This is a genomic window from Ralstonia mojiangensis (genome assembly GCF_023955645.1).
Classification (GTDB): domain Bacteria; phylum Pseudomonadota; class Gammaproteobacteria; order Burkholderiales; family Burkholderiaceae; genus Ralstonia; species Ralstonia mojiangensis.
Map to the genome: position 1 here is coordinate 233,657 of NZ_JAMXHU010000003.1, position 22,089 is coordinate 255,745.

18 protein-coding genes are annotated in these 22,089 nt (G+C 63.2%); 7 read left to right on the forward strand and 11 right to left on the reverse strand.

What is annotated here, in order from left to right; translation table 11 throughout:
- The first annotated feature begins 72 nt into the window (after positions 1-72).
- Positions 73-1,662, forward strand: coding sequence for a rhodanese-like domain-containing protein (locus NG898_RS13180; protein ID WP_252692690.1), 1,590 nt, complete (start codon positions 73-75; stop codon positions 1,660-1,662).
- Positions 1,663-1,688: 26 nt separating this feature from the next.
- Positions 1,689-2,888, forward strand: coding sequence for a cystathionine beta-lyase (gene metC, locus NG898_RS13185; protein WP_252692691.1), 1,200 nt, complete (start codon positions 1,689-1,691; stop codon positions 2,886-2,888).
- A gap of 73 nt (positions 2,889-2,961) precedes the next feature.
- Here the strand turns inward: metC and typA are convergent, their stop codons facing one another.
- Positions 2,962-4,782 carry a translational GTPase TypA gene (gene typA / locus NG898_RS13190; protein WP_252692692.1) on the reverse strand — a complete coding sequence of 607 codons (1,821 nt, stop codon included), beginning with the start codon at positions 4,780-4,782 and terminating at the stop codon, positions 2,962-2,964.
- A 250-nt stretch (positions 4,783-5,032) separates the two neighbouring features.
- On the opposite strand from typA, the gene NG898_RS13195 reads away from it, so the two are divergent.
- The 4 genes from NG898_RS13195 (at position 5,033) to NG898_RS13210 (ending at position 10,082) form a co-directional block, all read left to right on the forward strand.
- Positions 5,033-5,551, forward strand: a complete 519-nt coding sequence (locus NG898_RS13195) for a MarR family winged helix-turn-helix transcriptional regulator (RefSeq protein WP_252692693.1) — start codon at positions 5,033-5,035, stop codon at positions 5,549-5,551.
- 73 nt (positions 5,552-5,624) lie between these two features.
- Complete coding sequence (locus tag NG898_RS13200; protein ID WP_252692694.1) at positions 5,625-7,154, forward strand: AdeC/AdeK/OprM family multidrug efflux complex outer membrane factor; 1,530 nt, start codon at positions 5,625-5,627, stop codon at positions 7,152-7,154.
- Positions 7,155-7,230: 76 nt separating this feature from the next.
- Complete coding sequence (locus tag NG898_RS13205; protein WP_252692695.1) at positions 7,231-8,520, forward strand: HlyD/EmrA/EmrK family protein; 1,290 nt, start codon at positions 7,231-7,233, stop codon at positions 8,518-8,520.
- Positions 8,521-8,525: 5 nt separating this feature from the next.
- A complete protein-coding gene (locus NG898_RS13210; protein ID WP_252692696.1) occupies positions 8,526-10,082 on the forward strand; it encodes a DHA2 family efflux MFS transporter permease subunit in 1,557 nt (518 codons plus the stop codon).
- A gap of 65 nt (positions 10,083-10,147) precedes the next feature.
- Here NG898_RS13210 and truB read toward each other — a convergent pair whose 3' ends face one another.
- From truB to NG898_RS13250, 8 genes are all read right to left on the reverse strand, one after another.
- A complete protein-coding gene (gene truB, locus NG898_RS13215; protein ID WP_252692697.1) occupies positions 10,148-11,107 on the reverse strand; it encodes a tRNA pseudouridine(55) synthase TruB in 960 nt (319 codons plus the stop codon).
- A 1-nt stretch (position 11,108) separates the two neighbouring features.
- Positions 11,109-11,480, reverse strand: a complete 372-nt coding sequence (rbfA, locus tag NG898_RS13220) for a 30S ribosome-binding factor RbfA (RefSeq protein ID WP_252692698.1) — start codon at positions 11,478-11,480, stop codon at positions 11,109-11,111.
- A gap of 129 nt (positions 11,481-11,609) precedes the next feature.
- A complete protein-coding gene (gene infB, locus NG898_RS13225) occupies positions 11,610-14,504 on the reverse strand; it encodes a translation initiation factor IF-2 (protein ID WP_252692699.1) in 2,895 nt (964 codons plus the stop codon).
- Positions 14,505-14,566: 62 nt separating this feature from the next.
- The gene (nusA, locus tag NG898_RS13230; RefSeq protein ID WP_252692700.1) at positions 14,567-16,042 is read right to left on the reverse strand and encodes a transcription termination factor NusA; all 1,476 of its coding nucleotides are present in this window, start codon (positions 16,040-16,042) and stop codon (positions 14,567-14,569) included.
- The gene (rimP, locus tag NG898_RS13235) at positions 16,039-16,527 is read right to left on the reverse strand and encodes a ribosome maturation factor RimP (RefSeq protein WP_092971412.1); all 489 of its coding nucleotides are present in this window, start codon (positions 16,525-16,527) and stop codon (positions 16,039-16,041) included. The genes nusA and rimP overlap by 4 nt, the downstream gene beginning before the upstream one ends.
- Positions 16,528-16,733: 206 nt before the next feature.
- Positions 16,734-18,518, reverse strand: a complete 1,785-nt coding sequence (locus NG898_RS13240; protein ID WP_252693437.1) for a pseudouridine synthase — start codon at positions 18,516-18,518, stop codon at positions 16,734-16,736.
- A 92-nt stretch (positions 18,519-18,610) separates the two neighbouring features.
- Positions 18,611-19,450 (reverse strand): SMC-Scp complex subunit ScpB, encoded by an 840-nt coding sequence (gene scpB / locus NG898_RS13245; protein ID WP_252692701.1) that lies wholly within the window; start codon positions 19,448-19,450, stop codon positions 18,611-18,613.
- Between the two features lie 485 nt (positions 19,451-19,935).
- On the reverse strand, positions 19,936-20,679 hold the full coding sequence (locus NG898_RS13250; RefSeq protein WP_252693438.1) for a sulfite exporter TauE/SafE family protein: 744 nt from the start codon (positions 20,677-20,679) through the stop codon (positions 19,936-19,938).
- Between the two features lie 177 nt (positions 20,680-20,856).
- Here NG898_RS13250 and fnr point away from each other — a divergent pair, with 177 nt between their 5' ends.
- The gene (gene fnr / locus NG898_RS13255) at positions 20,857-21,585 is read left to right on the forward strand and encodes a fumarate/nitrate reduction transcriptional regulator Fnr (protein ID WP_092971874.1); all 729 of its coding nucleotides are present in this window, start codon (positions 20,857-20,859) and stop codon (positions 21,583-21,585) included.
- Positions 21,586-21,605: 20 nt separating this feature from the next.
- Here the strand turns inward: fnr and NG898_RS13260 are convergent, their stop codons facing one another.
- Both NG898_RS13260 and NG898_RS13265 read right to left on the reverse strand, forming a co-directional pair.
- Positions 21,606-21,860 (reverse strand): hypothetical protein, encoded by a 255-nt coding sequence (locus NG898_RS13260; RefSeq protein ID WP_092971415.1) that lies wholly within the window; start codon positions 21,858-21,860, stop codon positions 21,606-21,608.
- Positions 21,857-22,084, reverse strand: a complete 228-nt coding sequence (locus NG898_RS13265; protein WP_092971416.1) for a FixH family protein — start codon at positions 22,082-22,084, stop codon at positions 21,857-21,859. The genes NG898_RS13260 and NG898_RS13265 overlap by 4 nt, the downstream gene beginning before the upstream one ends.
- Between the last annotated feature and the right edge of the window lie 5 nt (positions 22,085-22,089).

Here is a 22,089-nt window from a genome sequence, read left to right on the forward strand (position 1 = left end):
ATCGCGTTGTCTGTCATCCGCGCTGCGTGCGCGGAGGGACGCGCTCACCCTTTTGATTCGTTTCGCATCGATATGACATCGTTCGTTACCGCCCAGACCCTGAAAGCGTGGCTGCACGACGGCGCTGAGATCGCGCTGTTCGACGTGCGCGAGCACGGCCAGCACGGTGAAGCCCACCTCTTCTACGCCATTCCGCTGCCGTACAGCCGTCTTGAGATCGATGTCCCGCGCCTCGCACCTCGTCGCGCGGTGCGCATGGTCGTGTATGACGACAACGATGGCGTTGCCGACCGCGCGGCCGAACGCCTGAGCGCCATCGGCTACACCAACGTGCACGTGCTGCAAGGCGGCGCACAAGGCTGGACACACGCGGGCTTCACACTGTTTGCCGGCGTCAACGTGCCATCCAAAACCTTCGGTGAACTCGTCGAGATGGCATACCACACGCCACGCGTCACGGCGCGCGAACTTGCGGCCATGCGCGAACGCGGCGACGACGTCGTCATCGTCGACGGCCGCCCCGTCAGCGAATATCTGAAGATGACGATCCCGTCGTCGATCTGCTGCCCGAACGGCGAGCTGGGGCTGCGCATCCGCGAGCTTGTCCCCGATGCAACCACGCCAATCGTCGTCAACTGTGCGGGCCGCACACGCAGCATCATCGGGGCACAGACGCTGATCAACCTGGGCATCCCGAACCCGGTGATGGCACTGGAGAACGGCACGCAAGGCTGGTACCTGGAAGACCTTCCGCTGGAGCACGGCAGCACGCGCCGTTATCCCGACGTCGTGCCGCCCGCCACCGTCAAGGACATGCGCGAGGCCAGTCAGCAACTCGCCGCCCGCTTTGCAGTGCCCGAGGTCGAGGCAGAAACGCTCGCACGTTGGGTTGCACACGACGAACACAGCGTCTTCCTGTGCGATGTCCGCACTCCCGAGGAATTCGCGAGCGGCAGCCTGCCGGGTGCGCAGCATGCGCCGGGCGGCCAGTTGATCCAGGCAACCGATCAGTACGTCGGCGTGCGTCATGCCCGCCTCGTGCTCTTCGATGCCGACGGCGTGCGCGCGCCAATTGTTGCAAGCTGGCTGAGGCAACTCGGCCATGATGCCTATGTGCTGCGCGAGGGGTTGAACAGCAACGCGAGTCTGCCGGTGACCCCGACCGCGTTGCCGCAACCGTTACCGGAAATCAGTGCGCAAGCGCTCTCCACCGCGCTCGCGACCGGCACCGCACGGGTGATCGACTTGCGTCCGAGCATGAGCTTCCGCCGCGCCCACGTGCCTGGTGCCACATGGGCCGTTCGTCCGCGCTTGCCCGCCCTGGCCACAGATCGCGACACCGTGCTGATCGCTGACGACCCGCGCATCGCAGCACTCGCGGCGGCAGATTGGGACACGGGCACACCGCGGGCCGCATCGCGTCTCAAGTTGCTCGCCGGTGGCATCGCCGCGTGGACTGCCGCTGGCTACGCCACCGAAGGTTCCGAGAACGTCCCGCCCGACGCCGATTGCATCGACTATCTCTTCTTCGTGCATGATCGGCATGACGGCAACAAAGCTGCGGCAAGGCAATACCTGGCCTGGGAAACCGGCTTGCTCGCCCAGCTCGACGCGCAGGAACTTGGCGCCTTTCGCGTGGGCGCTGGTGCCGCGCAGTCATGACGTTCAACCTTCGAGGCCAACGCACCATGTCATCGCAGAAAATCGAGCCACCACTGGCAACCCGACTCGCGACTCGCCTCGTCAAGGGCGGCACATCGCCCGCCTTTGAAGGCGGTCGGGCCGTCAACCCGCCCGTTGTGCGCGCCTCCACCGTGCTGTTCGATTCGATGGGCGAGATGAACGACGCGCGCCGCCGCCGCGGCACGGAACGCATGTTCACCTACGGCGCGCGCGGCAACCCGACGGGCTTTGCGCTGGAAGACGTTGTCGCGCAACTCGAAGGCGGCTATCGCGCGCGGCTATTCCCGACTGGCCTGGCCGCCATCTCGATGGTTTTCCTGGCCTTCGCGCGCCCAGGTGATCACGTGTTAATTGCCGATTGCGTCTACCAGCCGCTGCGTCATTTCGTCGATACGTTCCTGCGCCCGTGGGGCGTGGAGGTGACGTATTTCTGCGCCGACGGCAGCGATGTCGCACAGCAGCTCAAACCGACGACCAAGCTCGTCTACGTGGAATGCCCGGGCTCGCTTGTCTATGAGATGTGCGATCTGCCCGCGCTCGCTGAGATTGCGCATCGCCATGGGGCACTCGTCGTCGCCGACAACACGTGGGGCTCGGGCCTGCAATACCGTCCGCTCACGCTTGGCGCTGACGTTTCGATCATGGCGGCAACGAAGTATCTGAGCGGGCACTCCGACGTGATGATGGGCACGGTGACCACCACACAGGCGTGCTGGCAAACGCTCGCCACGATGTGCGACGCGCAGGGCGTGGCGGTCAGCCCTGACGATGCCTACCTCGTGCTGCGCGGCACCCGCACGCTGGCGGCACGCCTCGCCATGCACGAACGCCACGCGCTGGAGATTGCGCACTGGCTGCTGGCACGGCCGGAAGTCGCGCGGGTCTTCTGCCCCGCTCTTCCCGACGATCCCGGCCACGCCCTCTGGCAACGCGATTGCACCGGTACCAACGGACTGGTCTCGTTCGAATTCGCCCAAGCAGATGCGCAAACCGCCGGGCGCTTCGTCGATGCCCTCGCGCTGTTTGGCATCGGCGCCTCATGGGGCGGCTTCGAGAGCCTTGCGACGGTCAGCAATGTGGCGGGCACCCGCACCTGCACGGATTGGTCCCGAGCCGGCCCGATCGTACGCCTGCATATCGGACTGGAAGACCCGCAAGACCTAATCGACGATCTGGCACAAGCCTTCGCGCGCATCCAGACGTAACGCCACCGGCATCGCCGGACGAAAAAAAACGCCCCGAAATCTCGGGGCGTCGTTTTGGCAGATCGACTGGCGATCAGACCGCTTCTTCACGCGATGCGCGCTTGCGCTCGTGTTCCTTCAGGTGACGCTTGCGCAGGCGGATGCTCTTCGGCGTGACTTCCACCAGCTCGTCGTCGGCGATGAATTCCACCGCGTATTCGAGCGACATCTGAATCGGCGGGACCAGGCGCACAGCTTCATCGGTGCCCGACGCACGCACGTTGGTCAGCTGCTTGCCCTTGATCGGGTTGACGACCAGGTCGTTGTCACGGCTGTGGATGCCAATGATCATGCCTTCGTAAAGTGCATCGCCAGGCGACACGAACATGCGGCCGCGATCCTGCAGCTTCCACAGCGCGTAGGCCACGGCAGCGCCGTCGTCCTGCGAGATCAGCACGCCGTTGTGGCGCTCGCCCAGATCGCCTTCCTTGACCGGCGAGTAATCGTCGAAGATGTGGCTGATCAGGCCGGTGCCGCGCGTCAGCGTCAGGAATTCACCCTGGAAGCCGATCAGGCCACGGGCCGGAATGCGGTATTCCAGACGCGTACGGCCCTTGCCGTCCGACGCCATGTCGAGCAGCTCGCCCTTGCGGCGGCCCAGCTCTTCCATCACACCGCCCTGGTGGCCGTCTTCCACGTCCACGGTCAGGCGCTCAAACGGCTCGCACTTCACGCCGTCGATGTCTTTGAACACCACGCGCGGGCGAGACACGGCCAGCTCGTAGCCCTCACGGCGCATGTTTTCCACCAGAATCGTCAGGTGCAGTTCGCCACGGCCCGACACTTCGAAGATCGTGTCGTCGCCGGTGTCCTTCACACGCAGGGCCACGTTGGACTTCAGCTCGCGGTCCAGACGATCGCGCAGTTGGCGGCTCGTCACGAACTTGCCTTCGCGGCCAGCCAGCGGCGAGGTGTTGACGCAGAAGTTCATCGTCAGCGTCGGCTCGTCCACCTTCAGCATCGGCAGCGCTTCCTGGGCGTCCGGCGCACACACGGTGCAACCGATGCCCAGCTCTTCAATACCGTTGATCAGCACGATGTCGCCGGCTTCGGCTTCCTGCACCAGCTCACGCTCCAGGCCACGGAACTTCAGCACCTGGTTGACACGGCCCTTGATCGGGTTGCCTTCCGGGCCGAACTTGACCACCACGTCCTGCAGCGGACGAACGCGGCCACGCGTGATGCGGCCCACGCCGATCTTGCCGACGTAGCTGGAGTAGTCCAGCGAGATGATCTGCAGTTGGAACGGGCCGTTCGGGTCGTCGTTACGCTGCGGCACCTTGTCGAGAATGGTCTCGAACAGCGGCTTCATGTCGCCTTCGCGCACGTCGTCGGTCAGGCCGGCGTAACCGTTCAGGCCCGAGGCGTACACCACCGGGAAGTCGAGTTGGTCGTCGTTGGCGCCCAGCTTGTCGAACAGGTCGAAGGTCTGGTTGATCACCCACTCCGGACGCGCACCCGGGCGGTCCACCTTGTTGATCACGACGATCGGCTTCAGACCCAGGGCCAGCGCCTTGCGCGTCACAAACCGCGTTTGCGGCATCGGGCCTTCCACGGCATCCACCAGCAGCAGCACGCCGTCGACCATCGACAGCACGCGCTCCACCTCACCACCGAAGTCGGCGTGCCCCGGCGTGTCGACGATATTGATGTGCGTGCCGTTGTACTCGACCGCGCAGTTCTTGGCCAGGATCGTGATGCCGCGTTCTTTTTCGATGTCGTTCGAATCCATCACGCGCTCGGCGATCTGCTCGTTCTCGCGGAACGTACCGGCTTGGCGAAGGAGCTGGTCGACCAGTGTGGTTTTGCCGTGGTCAACGTGGGCAATGATGGCGATGTTGCGAAGCGCGCGCATGGGATGTGAACTCGAAAAGACGTGACACGAGCCCGGGACAGCACCCAAATTCAGCTCGCGGAATAACCTGACATTCTAGCATGCTGCGATGCGCAAGACATGACACTCCGTGACGAATCGATGGAGGAACATGGCACAAGTGCTTGTTGAGTCACTGATTGTTTCTGAAAATGGAATCACACATTCAGTACCTTGCTGTTTGCTGCGCCGATTCGTATATTTGTCCGGACAATGATTGTGCATACATAAGATGTCCGAACAAACAAGACCCGCCACCGAAGTTGCTGCCGGAACGCTCTTCCGGGTGGAGGACTACCGCATGTGCGAAAGCGTGGGCTACCTCGTTGGGCGCGCCAAGACAGCGCTGTCCATGGCCATCGAGCAGGAAGTTGCCGCGATGGATGTGACGCATTCCCAGGCCAGTTGCCTGGTGCTGCTCGCCAACGGCCGATGCCAAACCGCGACCGACCTGGGCCGCGAGCTGAACACTGACATCGGTTCGCTCACGCGCATGCTCAGCCGCATGGAAAAGCGCGGCCTGATCGAGCGCGTGCGCAGCGAGTCCGACCGCCGCGTCGTGCATCTGGAGGTGACGCAAGCCGGCCGTGATTTAGCCGACCGCATGCCAGCCATCTATACGCACGTGCTGAACCGTTTCTTTGCTGGCTTCACCTCGGGCGACGTCGATACGCTGCGCGGGCTTCTCAAGCGCATTCTCGACAACGGTGCCGCCACGGAGGGGCATCGCGTGCGTCCCGCCGATCACTGACGCCGCCCTGCCCGAATGCACCCGCAGCACCGAACGCTTCCCGCCCCCTTGATCGCTTGACCCATCAAACAACATGAACGCCTTGAACTCCGCCCCTCAGGCACTTTCGCCCCTAAGCCGCGCCGGCAGTACGCGCGCGCAATGGCCGGCACGCCTGGGTGTGGCGCTTTCCGCCGTGACGCTGGCCGTGCTGGCCGGGTGCGCGAACCTCGGCAATTCGCACAGCACGCAGACGCTGACAACGCCGGGCCAATTGGCGAGCGCGCAATCGTTGCCCTCGCAGGGCGGTCAGTGGCCGTCGCAGAACTGGGTCGATCAGTTCAACGATCCGCAACTGCGCGCGCTGGTGGACGAAGCCATCAAGGACAATCCGAACCTGCAAGTCGCCTTTGCTCGCGTGCGGGCTTCGCGTGCGATGGCCGATGTGGTGCGCGGCAATCTGTATCCGAGCGTCGGTCTCGATGCCGACATGACGCGCCAGCGCCTGTCGGAATACGACATGTTTGAAGGCACGCCGCTGGCGGGCCGCTGGTTCACGGAATCGAAGATCCAACTGGGCGTGAGCTACGACCTGGATTTTTGGGGCAAGAATCGCTCCGCACTGGAAGCTGCGCTGTCCGATGACAAATCGATGGAAGCGGAAAGCCAGGCTTCGCGTTTGATGCTGTCGACCACGGTGGCACGCACCTACGCCAAGCTGGCCGCGCTCTACGCGCAGCGCGACGTGGCCGAACGTGCAATCGTGCAGCGCAAGGATTTGACCAACCTTGCAGGCCAACGCGTGCGTGCTGGCCTTGATACGCAAGTTGAAACCACGCAGGCCCGCGCCAATGTGGCCGCCGCACAGACGGAACTTGAACAAGTCGACGAGCAGATCACGCTGGCACGCAACCAGTTGGCCGCGCTGCTGGGCAAGGGCCCGGACCGCGGCCTAACGATCACGCGCCCGACGCTGCTCGCACAAACCACGCCCAGGCTGCCGAACAACTTAACCATCGACCTAATCGGCCGTCGCCCGGATCTCGTCGCTGCACGCTGGCGCGTGGAAGCAGCGTCGAAGGATATCGACGTCGCCAAGGCGCAGTTCCTGCCGGATATCAGCCTGACCGCATTCCTGGGGCTGGCTTCGATTGCGCCGGAAAACCTGCTGCTTGGCGCATCGCGTCAGCTCGGTATCGGCCCGGCGCTCAAGCTGCCAATCTTCCAAGGCGGCAAGCTGCGAGCCAACCTGCGCGGCAAGTACGCCAACTACGACGCCGCTGTCGCAAGCTACAACCAGACGCTGACTGAAGCCCTGCACGACACCGCTGACCAAGTCACTACGCTGCACAGCATTGATTCGCAGATCACGATCCAGCGCACTGCACTGAGCGAGGCTGAGCGCGCTTACAGCCTCGCCCGCACGCGCTACAGCGCCGGCCTAGGTACACAACTGGTTGTGCTGAACGCCGAGACGACCGTGTTGCAGCAACGCAAGCTCGCGACCGATCTGCAGGCACGCCGACTCGACGCGCAGATGGCCCTTATCAAGGCCCTCGGCGGCGGCTATACGGCAGAAGACCTCCCCGGCGCCAAGCCCCAGGCCGCCGCATCGCATGGCTGAGCTGTACTGAATTGAATTGAACTGAACTGAACTGAACTGAACCGACCGTTCCACCGCATTCTTTCGAGCCAACATCATGAGTGACAACAAGCCCCAAGCCGCACCGTCCGCTGCCCCCGCCCCGGCAGCCCCCGCGGCAACGCCCGCCGGCAACGGCAATGCCAACGGAAAGCGCAAGCGCATGCTGACCACGCTGGCCGCCGCACTGGTGGTTGCCGGCGTCGGCTACGGCCTCTACTGGGGCCTGTACGGCCGCTGGTTCGAGTCGACCGACGATGCATACGTGCAAGGCAACGTCGTCCAGGTAACGCCGCAGGTGGCGGGCACCGTGGTCGCCATTCGCGCCGATGACACGCAGCTCGTGACCTCCGGCCAGCCCGTGATTGAACTGGACCGCGCAGATGCACGCGTCGCGCTGGAGCAGGCGGAAGCCGCGCTCGCGCAGACGGTGCGCCAGGTGCGTACGCTGTACTCGAACACCAGCGCCTTCACCGCCACGCTGGCCATGCGTGAGAGCGATCTCGCCAAGGCCAAGGACGACCTGGCACGCCGCAAGCAGATCGCCGGTACGGGCGCTGTGTCGCAGGAAGAAATCTCGCACGCACAGACCGCTGTGCAGGCTGCACAGTCCGCACTGGAAGCCGCCAAGGAGCAGCTGCAGGGCAACCGCGTGCTGACCGAGCAGACCACGCTGGAGCGTCACCCGAACGTGTTGCAAGCCGCAGCCAAGGTCCGCGAGGCTTATCTCGCCTATGCGCGTACGAGCCTGCCGGCTTCGGTGACGGGCTATGTGGCCAAGCGTTCGGTGCAGGTCGGCCAGCGCGTCGCCCCGGGCACGCCGCTGATGGCCATCGTGCCGCTGGACCAGCTTTGGGTGGACGCCAACTTCAAGGAAGTCCAGGTGCGCCACATGCGCGTGGGCCAGCCTGTTGAACTGGTGGCCGACGTGTATGGCAGCAGCGTGACGTACCACGGCAAGGTGGTGGGTTTCTCGGCGGGTACGGGCTCGGCGTTCTCGCTGCTGCCGGCACAGAACGCCACGGGCAACTGGATCAAGGTGGTGCAACGCCTGCCGGTGCGCGTGTCGCTTGACCCGAAGGAACTGAAGGATCATCCGTTGCGCGTGGGCCTGTCGATGGAAGCCAAGGTCGACATCCATGACGAAGGCGGCCAAAGCTTGGCCACCGCGCCGACGGCTTCGCCGCTGCAAACGACGGTGTACGACCAGGCCGGGAAAGACGCCGATCAGGTCATCGCCAGCATCATCACCGCCAACGCAGGCCGCGGCGGCGCCACGGCACCGGCCGCTACCAACGTGCCGGCCGCAACGGCTCCGCGCGCTTCGCAACCCGCACCCAAGGTCTGAGACGCATGGCAACCGCCGCGCCCAAGCCGCTACCGCCACTGACCGGCGCCAAACTGGCGATCGGCACAGTTGCGCTGTCGCTGGCCACCTTCATGAACGTGCTGGATTCGTCCATCGCCAACGTGTCGATCCCGGCAATTTCGGGCGACCTGGGTGTGGCCCCGAATCAGGGCACGTGGGTCATCACCTCGTTTGCGGTAGCCAACGCCATCTCGGTGCCGCTCACGGGGTGGCTGACGCAGCGTTTCGGGCAGGTGCGCCTGTTCGTCACGTCCATCCTGCTGTTCGTACTGTCGTCGTGGGCGTGCGGGCTGGCGCCCAATATGGGCATGCTGATCGCTGCCCGGATCATCCAGGGCGCCGTAGCAGGTCCCATGATTCCGCTGTCGCAATCGTTGCTGCTGTCGACATATCCACCCGCCAAAAGCTCAATGGCATTGGCGCTATGGGGCATGACCACGCTGGTCGCGCCGATCATGGGGCCGATCTTCGGCGGCTGGATCTCCGACAACATGAGCTGGCCGTGGATCTTCTACATCAACATCCCGGTGGGCATCCTGGCTGCGTACGCAACGTGGGTCATCTACAAGGACCGCGAATCGCCGACACGCTTGCTGCCGATCGACAAGATCGGCCTGGCGCTATTGATCCTGTGGGTAGGCTCGCTTCAGCTGATGCTCGATCGCGGCAAGGAACTCGACTGGTTCAATTCAACCGAGGTTGTGGTGCTGACGGTCGTTGCCATCGTGGGCTTCGCATTCTTCCTGGTGTGGGAGCTGACCGAAGATCACCCCGTGGTGGACCTGACGCTGTTCAAGGGTCGCAACTTCAGCGCAGGGGTCGTCGCCATCTCGGTGGCGTACGGGCTGTTCTTCGGTAACCTGGTGATCCTGCCGCTGTGGCTGCAGACCATCGTCGGCTACACCGCCACGGACGCGGGCCTGATCATGGCGCCGGTGGGCATCTTCGCCATCATCCTGTCGCCCGTCATCGGCAAGAACCTGCCAAAGATGGATGCGCGCTGGGTAGCGACGACGGCGTTCATTACCTTCGCGCTAGTGTTCTGGATGCGCTCGCGCTTTACCGTGCAAGTGGACACGTGGACGCTGATGATCCCCACGCTGATCCAGGGTGCTGCAATGGCGATGTTCTTCATCCCGCTCACGTCGATCATCCTGTCAGGCCTGCCTCCCGAGCGGATTCCGGCGGCATCGGGTCTGTCGAACTTCGTGCGGATCATGTTCGGCGGCATCGGTGCGTCGATCTCGACCACGGTGTGGGACAACCGCTCTGCCTTGCACCACGCGCAACTGGTGGAGCACGTGAATCCGTACAACCCTGCCTATGCGTCATCGATCAATCAGTACACGCAACTGGGCATGCCCAACCTGCAGGCCAATGGCGTGATCGAACGCGTGATCTCGCAGCAAGCCGCAATGTTGGGCGCCAACGATATCTTCTGGATTTCGGCGGTGCTGTTTATTGTGCTGATCGTCTTCATTTGGCTGACCAAGCCGGCGAAGTCGGGGGCCGGTGCGGAAGCAGCAGCGGGCGCGCACTGAGCCAACATCGCGCAAACAAAAAAGCCACGCGTAGCTGCGTGGCTTTTTTTTGCCGGTCGATCGGCTTAAAGATGCACGAGCCGCCCCGGCCGCAGCACACCATCTTGCCAAGCAGCCACACCGAGCAGCGAAGACGCCGTGGCGCCCGCCCCTATCGCCTCGCGCACGCCGTACACGCGCACCTGGTCTGCATTCGGCAACGCCAATCGCAACGGCAAGCGCTGTCCATGCAGGAAGCGGCGGCTCTGTTCCGCATCCAACTCCACACGCGGCAGCGTCTGCAACAGCGCATCGACTGGGGCTAGCAATGCGGCGCGCGCATCGTCAGCCGCTTCGTCCAGCGATTCGAGCGTCACGGCATCGTTCAGCGTCAGGTCACCGACCTGGGTGCGACGCAGCGCAACCAGATGTCCACCGCAGCCCAGCGCCTCACCAATGTCTTCACCCAACGTACGGATGTACGTTCCCTTGCTGCATGACACGCGCAACGTGATCGTCGGCGCTGCCGACTCCAGATCCGTCGCCAGTACATCAATCGCGTGGATCGTTACCCGACGTGCAGCGCGTTCCACGGTCTGCCCCGCGCGCGCGTACTCGTACAACGGCTTGCCGTCCTTCTTCAGCGCCGAGTGCATAGGAGGCACCTGGTCGATCTCGCCGACAAAGCCCGCGATGGCTGCCCGCAGTTGCTCGAGTGTGACCGATACCGGGCGCTCGCTCAGCACCTCGCCTTCCGCGTCTGCGGTGCTCGTCTTGATACCAAGACGCACGATGGTTTCGTACGTCTTGTCCGCATCGAGCAAATCCTGCGAAAACTTGGTCGCCTCGCCAAAACACAGCGGCAGCAAGCCGGTAGCGAGCGGATCGAGCGTGCCGGTATGCCCGGCCTTCTTGGCCCACAACAGGCGCTTGGCTCGAATCAGCGCATCGTTGCTCGACCAGCCGATCGGCTTGTCCAGCAGCAGCACGCCATGCACCTCGCGACGCGGCGGCTTCTGTGGCTTGGGCACATGTTGCTCGGCCATTTCAATCGTCTTTGGCACGCGTGGCGTTGGCCTCATCGATCAGGCGCGACATCTCGATACCGCGTTCGACGGAACCGTCAAAGTGGAAATGCAGCGTCGGCACGGTGTGGATGTGCAGGCGCTTGAACAACAGTGAATGCAGGTAGCCCGCCTTCTCGTTCAGAATGGCGCCGGCAACTTCCGGCTCGGCGCCCAGCACCGTGAAGTAGATTTTGGCGTGCGCATAGTCAGGCGTAAGTGCGACCGATTGCAGGGTCACAAGGCCCATTGCCGGGTTCTTGATTTCGCGCTGGATCAACTCGGCCAGATCACGCTGGATCTGATCGGCAATGCGCACGTTGCGGCCAGCGGCCGATCCCGATTTCTTCGGCATAGTGTGTTTCCTTACGTGGCCGCCGCCAGCACGCGCCGACGCAGCCCAAAAAGACAAAACGGTGGCGCGGGACGCGCCCGGGCCACCGTCGCAAAGTCGAGCCGGACACCGCAGCGTCCGGCCAACGTATTACAGCGTACGCGCCACCTCGGTGATCTCGTAGACCTCGAGTTGATCGCCTTCCTGAACGTCGTTGAAGTTCTTGATCGACAGGCCGCACTCGAAGCCTTGCTTCACTTCCTTCACATCGTCCTTGAAGCGCTTGAGCGAATCGAGTTCGCCCGAGAAGATGACCACGTTCGCACGCAGCACCCGCACCAGCGAATTGCGCTTGACGAAACCGTCCAGCACCATACAGCCGGCCACCGCGCCAACCTTCGGCACGTGGAAGACCTGACGCACCTCGACCAGGCCAGTCGTCTCTTCGCGCTTTTCCGGCGACAGCATGCCCGACATCGCTGCCTTCACCTCATCCACAGCGTCATAGATGATGTTGTAGTAGCGGATGTCGATGCCCTGATGCTCGGCCAGCTTGCGCGCGCCTGCGTCGGCCCGCGTATTGAAGCCGATGATGACGGCCTTCGATGCGGTTGCCAGGTTGACGTCCGACTCGGTGATGCCACCCACGGCCGCGTGCACAACCTGTACGCGCACTTCGTCGGTCGACAGCTTCTGCAGCGAGTGCACCAATGCTTCCTGCGAACCTTGAACGTCTGCCTTGATGATCAGCGGCAGCGACTTCACGTCGCCTTCGCTCATCTGTTCCAGCATGTTTTCCAACTTGGCAGCCTGTTGGCGTGCCAGCTTCACATCGCGGAACTTGCCTTGGCGGAACAGTGCGATTTCGCGCGCCTTGCGCTCGTCCGGCAGCACCAGCACTTCTTCGCCGGCACCCGGCACTTCCGACAGACCCTGGATTTCCACCGGGATCGACGGACCAGCTTCCTTGGCGGGCTTGCCGTTTTCGTCCAGCATAGCGCGCACGCGGCCATAGGCCGTGCCCGCGAGCACCACGTCGCCGCGCTTGAGCGTACCGCTCTGCACCAGCACCGTGGCGATCGGACCCTTGCCCTTGTCCAACTGCGCTTCCACCACCAGACCCTTGGCCGGCGCGTTGACCGGAGCTTTCAGTTCCAGCACTTCGGCCTGCAGCAGCACGTTTTCCAGCAGGCTATCGATACCTTCGCCCGTCTTGGCGGACACCGGCACGAACGGCACATCACCGCCGTACTCTTCCGGAATCACGCTCTCAGCCACCAGTTCCTGCTTGACGCGGTCGGGGTTGGCTTCGGGCTTGTCGACCTTCGTGATCGCAACCACGATGGGCACCTCGGCTGCCTTCGCGTGAGCGATGGCTTCCTTGGTCTGCGGCATGACGCCGTCGTCGGCAGCCACGACCAGAATCACGATGTCGGTTGCCTTGGCACCACGTGCACGCATGGCCGTGAAGGCCTCGTGACCCGGGGTGTCCAGGAACGTAATGACGCCACGGTCGGTTTCGACGTGATACGCACCGATGTGCTGCGTAATACCGCCGGCTTCACCTGCCGCAACCTTGGCGCGACGGATGTAGTCCAGCAGCGAGGTCTTGCCGTGGTCGACGTGACCCATGACAGTCACGACCGGCGGACGGGTTTCGGCCTCGGCATTCGTCGGCTCTTCCACACCGCCAATCAGCAGCGCTTCCGGATCGTCCAGCTTGGCCGCGACCGCCTGGTGGCCCATTTCTTCGACCACGATCATCGCGGTCTCCTGGTCCAGCACTTGGTTGATCGTGACCATCTGGCCGAGCTTCATCATCTGCTTGATGACTTCGGCAGCCTTGACCGACATCTTGTGCGCCAGATCGGCCACAGAGATGGTTTCCGGCACGTGCACTTCACGCATAACCGGCTCGGTCGGTGCCTGGAAAGCATTGCGGTTGTCGTCGCCATGGCGGTTGCGGCCGCCCTTGGAGCCGGAGCGCCAACCGTCGGCACCGCCGCCGGTGTCGCCGCGCGTCTTGAGGCCGCCACGCTTGCCGCTACGGTTATCGTCCTGCCAGCCCGACTTGCCGCGACCGCCCTTCTTGTCGCCCGTAGGCGAACTGGGTGCTGCAGCGGCAGGCGCCGGGGCAGCTGGCTTCTTGGCGGCCGCAGCCGGACGTGCCTCGCCAGCCGGCTTGACCGGCTTGTGCAGCGTGCCCGATTGCTCGGCCTTCTTGACTTCTTCAGCCTTGCGCTCGGCGGGTGTCTTCAGCACGCGAGCGGGGGCGCTCATCATCTCGCGGATGGCACGTGCTTCGGCTTCGGCAGCTTCACGGCGCTTGCGCGCACCGTCTTCCTCGGCCTTGATCTTGTCGGCAGCAACGCGCGCCTCATCAGCGGCCTTCTGCGCAGCTTCGCGCTCACTTGCCAGACGCGCGGCATCTTCCTCGGCCTTGCGGCGCGGGGCTTCGTCCGACGCTTCAGCGGCTGCGCGGGCAGCAACGGCTTCTTCTTCCGCCTTCTTGGCGGCGAGTTCAGCCTGACGCTTCTGTTCGGCTTCAGCAGCTTCCTGACGGGCGCGACGCTCAGCTTCCTCGCGCTCCATCGCCTCCTGGCGCGCCTTCAGCTCGGCTTCCTGACGGGCCAGCAATTCAGCCTGGTGGCGTTGTTCTTCCTCGCGACGCGCGATCTCTTCGGCATCGACCACCGGTGCAACCTCTGCGGCGTCCGATTCAGCCTGCGCCGCGTTCGGCTCATCACGCTTGACCAGCACGCGCTTCTTCTTGACTTCCACTTGCACGGTGCGCGTCTTGCCGGTGGCATCCGCTTGGCGGATTTCGCTGGTTTCGCGTTTGGTGATCGTGATCTTCTTGCGCGCGCCATCCTCGGCGCTGCCGTGTGCTCGCTTGAGATAGTCGAGCAGTCGGGTCTTGTCCGATTCGGTGATGACGTCTTCCGGCGTCGCCTTTTGCACGCCCGCGGCTTGCAATTGTTCCAGCAGCGCGGATGCGCTTCGGTTCAATTCGCCAGCGAGTTGGGCAACTGTTGTGCTTGCCATTCAAACCCTTTCGATGCTTGGTTTCAGTGAGAATTGCGATAAACGATCAACGCTTACGCGACTCACGAAAACCAGTGTTCACGCGCCTTCATGATCAGCGCCTTGGCTTGTTCTTCGTTGACGCCGGTCATCTCGACCAATTCGTCCACGGCCAGCTCGGCCAAGTCGTCACGCGTCTGGATGTTCCCCTCGGCCAGCTTGCCGATCAGCTCCGGGGTCAGCCCCTCGAGGTCGCGCAGGTCTTGCGACACCTTCTCGACCTTTTCTTCCTTCGCCAACTCCATCGTCAACAACACGTCGCGAGCGCGGTTGCGCAGCTCGTTGACGGTGTCTTCGTCGAACGCTTCGATTTCCAGCATTTCCTGCAGCGGCACGTAAGCCACTTCCTCGAGCGAGCTGAAGCCCTCTTCGATCAGGATGTCAGCAACCTCTTCGTCCACGTCCAGCTTCGCCATGAACAACTGGCGAACGACGGAGCTTTCTTCTGCCTGCTTCTGCGCAGACTCTGCCGGCGTCATGATGTTGATTTGCCAGCCCGTCAACTCCGACGCCAGGCGAACGTTCTGGCCGCTACGGCCGATGGCCACGGCGAGGTTTTCCTCGTCGACAACCACGTCCATGCTGTGCTTTTCCTCGTCCACGACGATCGACTGAACTTGTGCCGGCGCCAACGCACCGATCACAAACTGCGCCGGGTCTTCCGACCACAGCACGATGTCCACAGCCTCGCCGCCAACTTCGTTGCGCACAGCCGTCACACGGGTGCCGCGCACGCCGACGCAAGTACCAATCGGGTCGATACGCTTGTCGTGTGCAACGACTGCGATTTTCGCACGCACGCCCGGATCGCGCGCGGCGGCCTTAATCTCCAACAGACCCTGTTCCATTTCAGGCACTTCGTTTTCGAAGAGCTTGATCAGGAACTCTGGGCAAGTGCGCGAAAGCTCAATCTGCGGGCCGCGTGCGGTGCGATCGACATTCAGGATGTACGCGCGGACACGGTCGCCCGTGCGCAGGTTTTCCTTCGGGATCATCTGGTCGCGGGCCAGCAGCGCCTCGACGCGGCCGGTTTCAACGATCAGGCCCTTCTTGTCGGCGCGCTTAATCGTGCCGGTCATAACCTTCTCGCCGCGATCCAGGTAGTCGTTCAGGATCTGCTCGCGCTCGGCATCGCGGATGCGTTGCAGGATCACCTGCTTGGCAGCCTGCGCGCCGATACGGCCGAACTCGACCGATTCGATCTGCTCTTCGACAAAGTCGTCGACCTCGATATCAGCGTCCTGCTCCTTGGCTTCGAACAGCAGAATCTGCTTGTCCGGCTCCTGCAGGCCTGCATCGTCGGGAACGACGAGCCAGCGACGGAAGGTTTCGTGTTCGCCCGACTCACGGTCGATCGCCACGCGCACATCCACGTCTTCTTCAAAGCGCTTCTTGGTCGCCGAAGCCAATGCGGCCTCCAGCGCCCCGAACACCACATCCTTGTCGACGTTTTTTTCGCGCGCAAGCGCATCGACGAGCAACAGAACTTCGCGGCTCATTGCTTGTTCCCTTTGTTTCGATTTCCTTTGAAGTCCAGCACGGGCACCAGCCGGGCGCGGTCGAGTTCCGACAGCGTGAATTCCAGCAGTGCGGGGCCTTCCTTGCCCTCAAACTCAAGGCCGATTCGTTCCTGGCCTGGCTCGCCCGTCGGAGCCTGAATGATTCCCGTGAAATTCTTTTGCCCGTCCACTGGCAGGCGCAACGTCACCTTGACCTCAAGGCCGGCGAAGCGCGTGAAGTCGGCCAGCGTGCGTAGCGGGCGGTCCAGCCCGGGCGACGACACTTCCAACCGTTCATAGTTGACGTTTTCAACTTCGAACACGCGCGTGAGCTGATGGCTCACTTTTTCGCAATCTTCAATGACGATGCCGTTCTCTGCCTGATCGATATACACGCGCAGCAGCCCGGCGGGTGCGCGCTCCACTTCCACCAGCTCGTACCCCATGGCGGTGAGGGTCTTCTCAATCAGATCAGTCAGATGCACGTTTTTCCTGAAGAATTTCCCGGTATGGCCAACCTGCCGAAGCAAAAAAAAATGGGCGCAACGCCCATATCATTCGCCCATCTTCTGCAGGATGACTTTTGATTAGACTCACATTGTAATACGCTTCGAGGCAAAACGCAAAAATTGCCCCGAAGCCGCCACAAAATGGGACGTTGCGACGAATGTCGCGCACAACGCCCACACTTTTAGCGCTTACCGCCGCGTTTGCCACCACCGCGCGGCGCCTTGTTGCCGTTCGGTGTGCCGCCGCCACTCTTTCCGGGGCGCTTGTTGCCGGGCGCGCGATTGCCATCACGCATACCACCGCCACCGGCCGCGCCGCCGCGGCCATTCGGGCGCTCGCCCATACGGGTGCGCGCTGTCAGCGTAGTCGGACCGCCCACATTGATGTAGCCCATGGACGTTTGCATCGGATCGGGCTGACGCGGGTTGGACGGACGGCGCTGCGCGGGTTGCGCGCGATTACCGTTCTCAACGCCCATACCGCGTGACTGGAAGTTGGCTTCTCCCGCAAAACCGGACGACATCGGCCCCATCAGCACCGGCGCCGGCCCACGGCGACGATTGCCCTGACGGTCTTGCCCACCGCCAGAACTGGCCGTCGGCACCTTCATGCCCAGCGTGCCCATCAGCGTGCGGACATCCTCGGCCGACACCTCCTGCCAGCGCCCGCGCTTGAGCCCGCGCGGCAGAACGAAGCTGCCATAGCGCGTACGGATCAGGCGCGACACAGTCAGATTGACCGCCTCGAACATGCGTCGCACCTCGCGGTTCCGACCTTCCGTCAGAGCGACGTGGTACCAATGATTGACACCTTCGCCGCCGCCATCGACGCAGCGCAGGAAGTTGGCTTCGCCGTCCTGGAGCGGGATGCCGTGCAGCAGCTTCTGACGGTCAGTTTCGGCCAGCTCGCCCAGCGTACGCACCGCATATTCACGCTCAACGCCATAGCGCGGATGCATGAAGCGGTTGGCGATGTCGCCGGAGGTCGTGAAAATCAGCAGGCCCTCGGTATTGAAGTCGAGGCGACCGACGGCGACCCACTTGCCGGTCTTCATGCGCGGCAATGCATCGAACACCGTCGGACGGCCTTCCGGATCGGACTGGCTCACGATTTCACCGGCCGGCTTGTGATACAGCAGCACACGCGGCGGCTTGTTCGGCAGCTTGCGCTGGATCAGCTTGCCGTTCACGCGCACCTGATCGGTCGCGAGAATGCGTTGGCCGATGTGGGCCGGCAGGCCGTTCACGGAGACGCGACCTTGCAGGATCAGGTCTTCCATGTCGCGGCGCGAGCCAAGCCCGGCGTCCGCCAGGATTTTGTGCAGCTTGGGAGCGTCGTCTTCGGAGGTCAGTTCGCGCGCCTTAGGGGGCTGCGATGCACTGCCCGCGTCAACATCCGAGTCGTACGCGCCGGAAATCACGTATTGGAAGACGTCTTCGGAGCCCTTGCCGCCCTTCAGCCCCTTGCCCCCGCGATTCTGGGTCTGGCCGCCAGCCTTGCCTTGCGGTTTGCCGTTGCGGTTCTGCTGCTTGCCACGACCGCCGGCACTCTTGCCGCCAGCGCCTTCCGTACGTTCACTGCGCTCGGCGCGTTCCGCCGGTTGGCCTTCGCCTTGACGGCGACGGTTTTTGCCGAAACGGCCGCGCGGGCCCCGCCGCTCGCCCTGGCCTTCTGCCGGCGCCTGCTCGGCCGGTGCAGCACCTTCTGCGGCAACGACCGCCGGCTCACCAGCCGACTCTTTCGGCTTGCGCGCCCGCGGCGCGCGGCTCTTGCGCGGTTGCGCAGGCTGGCTGGCGTCAGCACCACCGGCCTCGGCGGCTTCACCTTCAGGGCGGCCGTCCTGCTGCTGGCGGCGCGAAGCCACGAGGTTGCGCAAGCCTCGGCGCAAACCCTTGCGACGAGGCGCGGCCTCGGTCCCATCACCGCCGTCTTGTCGCGGCGGCTGAGCGTCGGCGTCGGCCGGCATACGTGTATCCATGGAGTCTGGCTGGGTGCTCACAACGTCTTCAAAAAATCTAGGGGTTCAGACCATGCACCGACTGTGCGGCGGGCATGGCGTCACGAATGTTCATTGGCGGGAGCCGCAGGCGGCTCGACCGGTGTTTTGTACTCGTCTTCCGTTGCCTCGGTCGCATTCACCGCTTGCGACTCGGTTTCCAGCTCTGGCTCATCACCCACCGCAACCTCAGCAGGCTGCGCTGGCGTTTCAGCTGCTTCGACGAAAGCCTCGTCAATGGGCGATCCGGCAGAGTCCTCCACCGAGGCCTCTCCGCTCTCGGCACCTTCCGGCGCGTCGTTCACCATCGCTGACAGCTCTTCTACCGCAATTGCGCCGCCCTCGAATTCAATGGCGCCCTGCTCCAGAAGGCTCGCCTGCGCCTGAGCTCGGGCATCTTCCAGCGGCGGCAACTCGTCCAGCGAGCGCAAGCCAAGATCGTCGAGAAACTGCTTGGTCGTCGCATACAGCGCGGGGCGACCCGGCACGTCGCGATGACCAATGACTTCGATCCAGCCGCGGTCTTCAATCTGCTTGATGACCTGCGTGTTGACCGTCACACCGCGAATGTCTTCGATATCGCCGCGGGTGACCGGCTGGCGATAAGCGATGATCGCCAGGGTTTCCATCACGGCACGCGAGTACTTGGGCGGCTTTTCCGGGTGCAGTCGATCAAGATACACGCGCATTTCCGGACGGCTCTGCAGGCGCCAGCCGGAGGCCAGCGCGACCAGTTCGACACCGCGATTCAGCCAGTCCTGGCGCAGTTCTTCGAGCAGCACACGGATGGTGTCTGCGGAAACATCTTCGTCGAAGAGCTTGCGCAAGTCATTGACTCGCAACGGATCCTGCGCGCAGATCAGCGCGGTCTCGAGGACGATCTTCGCCTCTTGGGTATTCATCGGGTTGAGCGGCTCGTCATTGCTCGCGCACGGCCAGTCGCCGTCACGCTTGAGGTTTGTCGTCCCGCCGCGAAGCACGCGGCATTTCTGAATGCTGTTGCCCACCCGGGCCCGGCGCGCGAAGGCCAATTATTCAATTGGATCCTGCACCGAAACGCAGTGGCTGTGCCCGCAAAGTAGGGCCGGAGGAGCGAGTTGATCCGGTGCCGGTCAGGCACCACAAGGGCAATTTCTTCCGCCGCCATGGGGACGGATACTGCACCGGACGACTACCAAGAAGAACGGCAGCCCGCCCGAATCGACTGTCCAGGGTGACTCTACCGCTGGATGGCATCGCTTGGCGCCGCGCTTGGGATTGTTGATTTGCGCGGGTGGCGAATCGAATTGTTGTCGATTGTAGGGCAATTTCCAGCAGCGCCGCAACCGGGAAGATGTCCTAGCCTCCCATCCCGGGCCGGATGGCGATTTCCCCGCGCTTTAAACGCTTACAGCACGAGACAGAATCCGTGTGCGTTAAGCATCTCTGGCAGCCAGATTGCGTGAAACAGCCCCCAGACCCCAAACCCGGCGATGGCGATGCCAGCCGCGCCTCGCGCCCATCGCTGGCGCGACAGCCCTCTCAACCACCCGGCCAAGCCAGACATCATCAGAAGGTTAGGCAGTGTGCCGGCACCAAAGACGAGCATGACCACGGCCCCTGAGGCTGCGTTGCCTGCCAACAACGCTACAGCCAATGCGCCGTAAACCATGCCACACGGCACCAAACCCCACGCCATACCCGTGACATAGCGGCGCAGCAACGGCGGCTGACGCTGAAGCTTGCCGCCCAGCCTAGCCGCCGCTAGAGACAGACCACCAGCGACGCGGCCGAGCAAGCGCTCAAGCCACACGCTGCGCCACACATCTCCGGCGGAACGCACGAGCAGCAACAAACCGTAGGCGAGCAGCAATGCACTGGCGAAGGCAAACAAGCCGCGTTGAATGGGCAGCCATTGCTGGCGCCAGACGGTCGCACCCATCGCACCCATGATTGCGCCAAGCAGCGTATAGGTGGTCAGCCGGCCGGCATGCATGACGACCTGCTCAAACCATAGACGGCGGCGAGACACGATCCGCACCGCCACCGCCCCGCGCTCGGCCGCGAGTGCGATACCGCTGCACATCGCCAGACAATGGACACCGCCGAGCAACGCAATCAGGAAAACGCTCAGAAGCGCGGCGGCACTCATCTTTCTGACGCTCTCTTGATATGGGCCAAGGTTTTCGTTTTGCTGTTGCGAACTAAGCGTAATTGGCGCGTTTTGCCGCATCGGAAATGTCCGAGGACAAGAAGGTCGCCGTTATAATAAGCTGGCGCTATACAACAAGAATTACTCATTTCACTTTCCCGAAATTCGCCCCCGCCCGTGCTCACTCGAATCGCACTTACCGACCAAGCCTCGCGTTGTTCCACCTGTGTACTCGGGCAAATCTGCCTGCCGGTGGGAATGAACTCGGATGACGTGCGCAAGATGGACGATTTGGTCGGCGAGCGCATCCGCATTAAGAAGGGGCAATCGCTCTATTCTCTGGGTGAGCCACTGGAGGCGGTTTACGGCATTCGTTTCGGCACGCTCAAAACCCATCTGACGCTTGAAGACGGACGACACCAGATCACTGGGTTCCATCTGCCGGGTGAAATCGTCGGGCTCGATGGCATTGGTGATATGCGCCACGTGTCGGACGCCACCGCGCTTGAAGATACTGAAGTCTGCGTGGTGCGCTACGACGAGCTGCAGCACCTTTCGCGCCGGCTGCCTTCGCTGCAGCATCAGTTTCTGCGCATCATGAGCAAGGAAATCTCGCAGGATCATCTGATGCTTCTCACGCTGGGCTCCATGCGTGCGGAGGAGCGTCTGGCAGCGTTCCTGCTCAACCTCTCGAAGCGATCGGCCCAGCGAGGATATTCGTCGACCGAGTTTGTGCTGCGTATGAGCCGCGAAGAACTTGGCAGCTATCTGGGTCTGAAGCTCGAAACCGTCAGCCGCCTGTTCTCGCGCTTTGCCGAAGCGGGTCTCATTCAGATCCGCCAACGCCACGTCAAGTTGGTCGACCTGGCCGGCCTGCGCCAGGTCATGAGCGGTCAGGCCGCCTAAGCTGCTTCCATGGTTCCCGCTCACACGAGCGGGTGTTCATGCGCTTCCAGTTTGCCGATGCCCGGCGACACATAGAGCGTCAGCGCGCTCGACAATCCGCACAGCAACCAGAACACAAAGAACGACACGGTGTAGACCGCCTGGGTCGACACCGTGATCTGTTCGCCGAAGAAGCGCAGGTCGGCGGGGTCCACCACCGCAAAAACCACCAGCTCAGCCAGCGCGGCCGACAGAAATGCCGGCCACAGAATCCACATCAGCAATCGACGTTTCATCGGGCCTCCGCGTGAATGGCATGTGGCGGCGCGACGACCGTCTTTTCAACGACCAAACCGCGGCGCACCACGTTGTCATGAATAGCAGGATCGGGATGCGACATTGCCAGCCAGATGGTGACGCCGCAGCCGACCATGGCGACGAACGGCCCTGCCATCAGCAGCCATGGCCAGGGCTCGCGCCACCAGGGACGGGCCTGTGCGGAAGATTGCGTTGCGTGCATCGTTG

Bases quoted from the DNA above. Each gene is read 5' to 3' on its own strand.
- NG898_RS13260 (WP_092971415.1), bottom strand. From the start codon at position 21,860: ATGAAACGTCGATTGCTGATGTGGATTCTGTGGCCGGCATTTCTGTCG.
- truB (WP_252692697.1), bottom strand. From the start codon at position 11,107: ATGGCCGAGCAACATGTGCCCAAGCCACAGAAGCCGCCGCGTCGCGAG.
- NG898_RS13205 (WP_252692695.1), top strand. From the start codon at position 7,231: ATGAGTGACAACAAGCCCCAAGCCGCACCGTCCGCTGCCCCCGCCCCG.
- NG898_RS13250 (WP_252693438.1), bottom strand. From the start codon at position 20,679: ATGAGTGCCGCCGCGCTTCTGAGCGTTTTCCTGATTGCGTTGCTCGGC.
- NG898_RS13240 (WP_252693437.1), bottom strand. From the start codon at position 18,518: ATGCCGGCCGACGCCGACGCTCAGCCGCCGCGACAAGACGGCGGTGAT.
- scpB (WP_252692701.1), bottom strand. From the start codon at position 19,450: ATGAATACCCAAGAGGCGAAGATCGTCCTCGAGACCGCGCTGATCTGC.
- NG898_RS13210 (WP_252692696.1), top strand. From the start codon at position 8,526: ATGGCAACCGCCGCGCCCAAGCCGCTACCGCCACTGACCGGCGCCAAA.
- infB (WP_252692699.1), bottom strand. From the start codon at position 14,504: ATGGCAAGCACAACAGTTGCCCAACTCGCTGGCGAATTGAACCGAAGC.
- NG898_RS13180 (WP_252692690.1), top strand. From the start codon at position 73: ATGACATCGTTCGTTACCGCCCAGACCCTGAAAGCGTGGCTGCACGAC.
- metC (WP_252692691.1), top strand. From the start codon at position 1,689: ATGTCATCGCAGAAAATCGAGCCACCACTGGCAACCCGACTCGCGACT.
- NG898_RS13200 (WP_252692694.1), top strand. From the start codon at position 5,625: ATGAACGCCTTGAACTCCGCCCCTCAGGCACTTTCGCCCCTAAGCCGC.
- NG898_RS13265 (WP_092971416.1), bottom strand. From the start codon at position 22,084: ATGCACGCAACGCAATCTTCCGCACAGGCCCGTCCCTGGTGGCGCGAG.
- rbfA (WP_252692698.1), bottom strand. From the start codon at position 11,480: ATGCCGAAGAAATCGGGATCGGCCGCTGGCCGCAACGTGCGCATTGCC.
- nusA (WP_252692700.1), bottom strand. From the start codon at position 16,042: ATGAGCCGCGAAGTTCTGTTGCTCGTCGATGCGCTTGCGCGCGAAAAA.
- typA (WP_252692692.1), bottom strand. From the start codon at position 4,782: ATGCGCGCGCTTCGCAACATCGCCATCATTGCCCACGTTGACCACGGC.
- NG898_RS13195 (WP_252692693.1), top strand. From the start codon at position 5,033: ATGTCCGAACAAACAAGACCCGCCACCGAAGTTGCTGCCGGAACGCTC.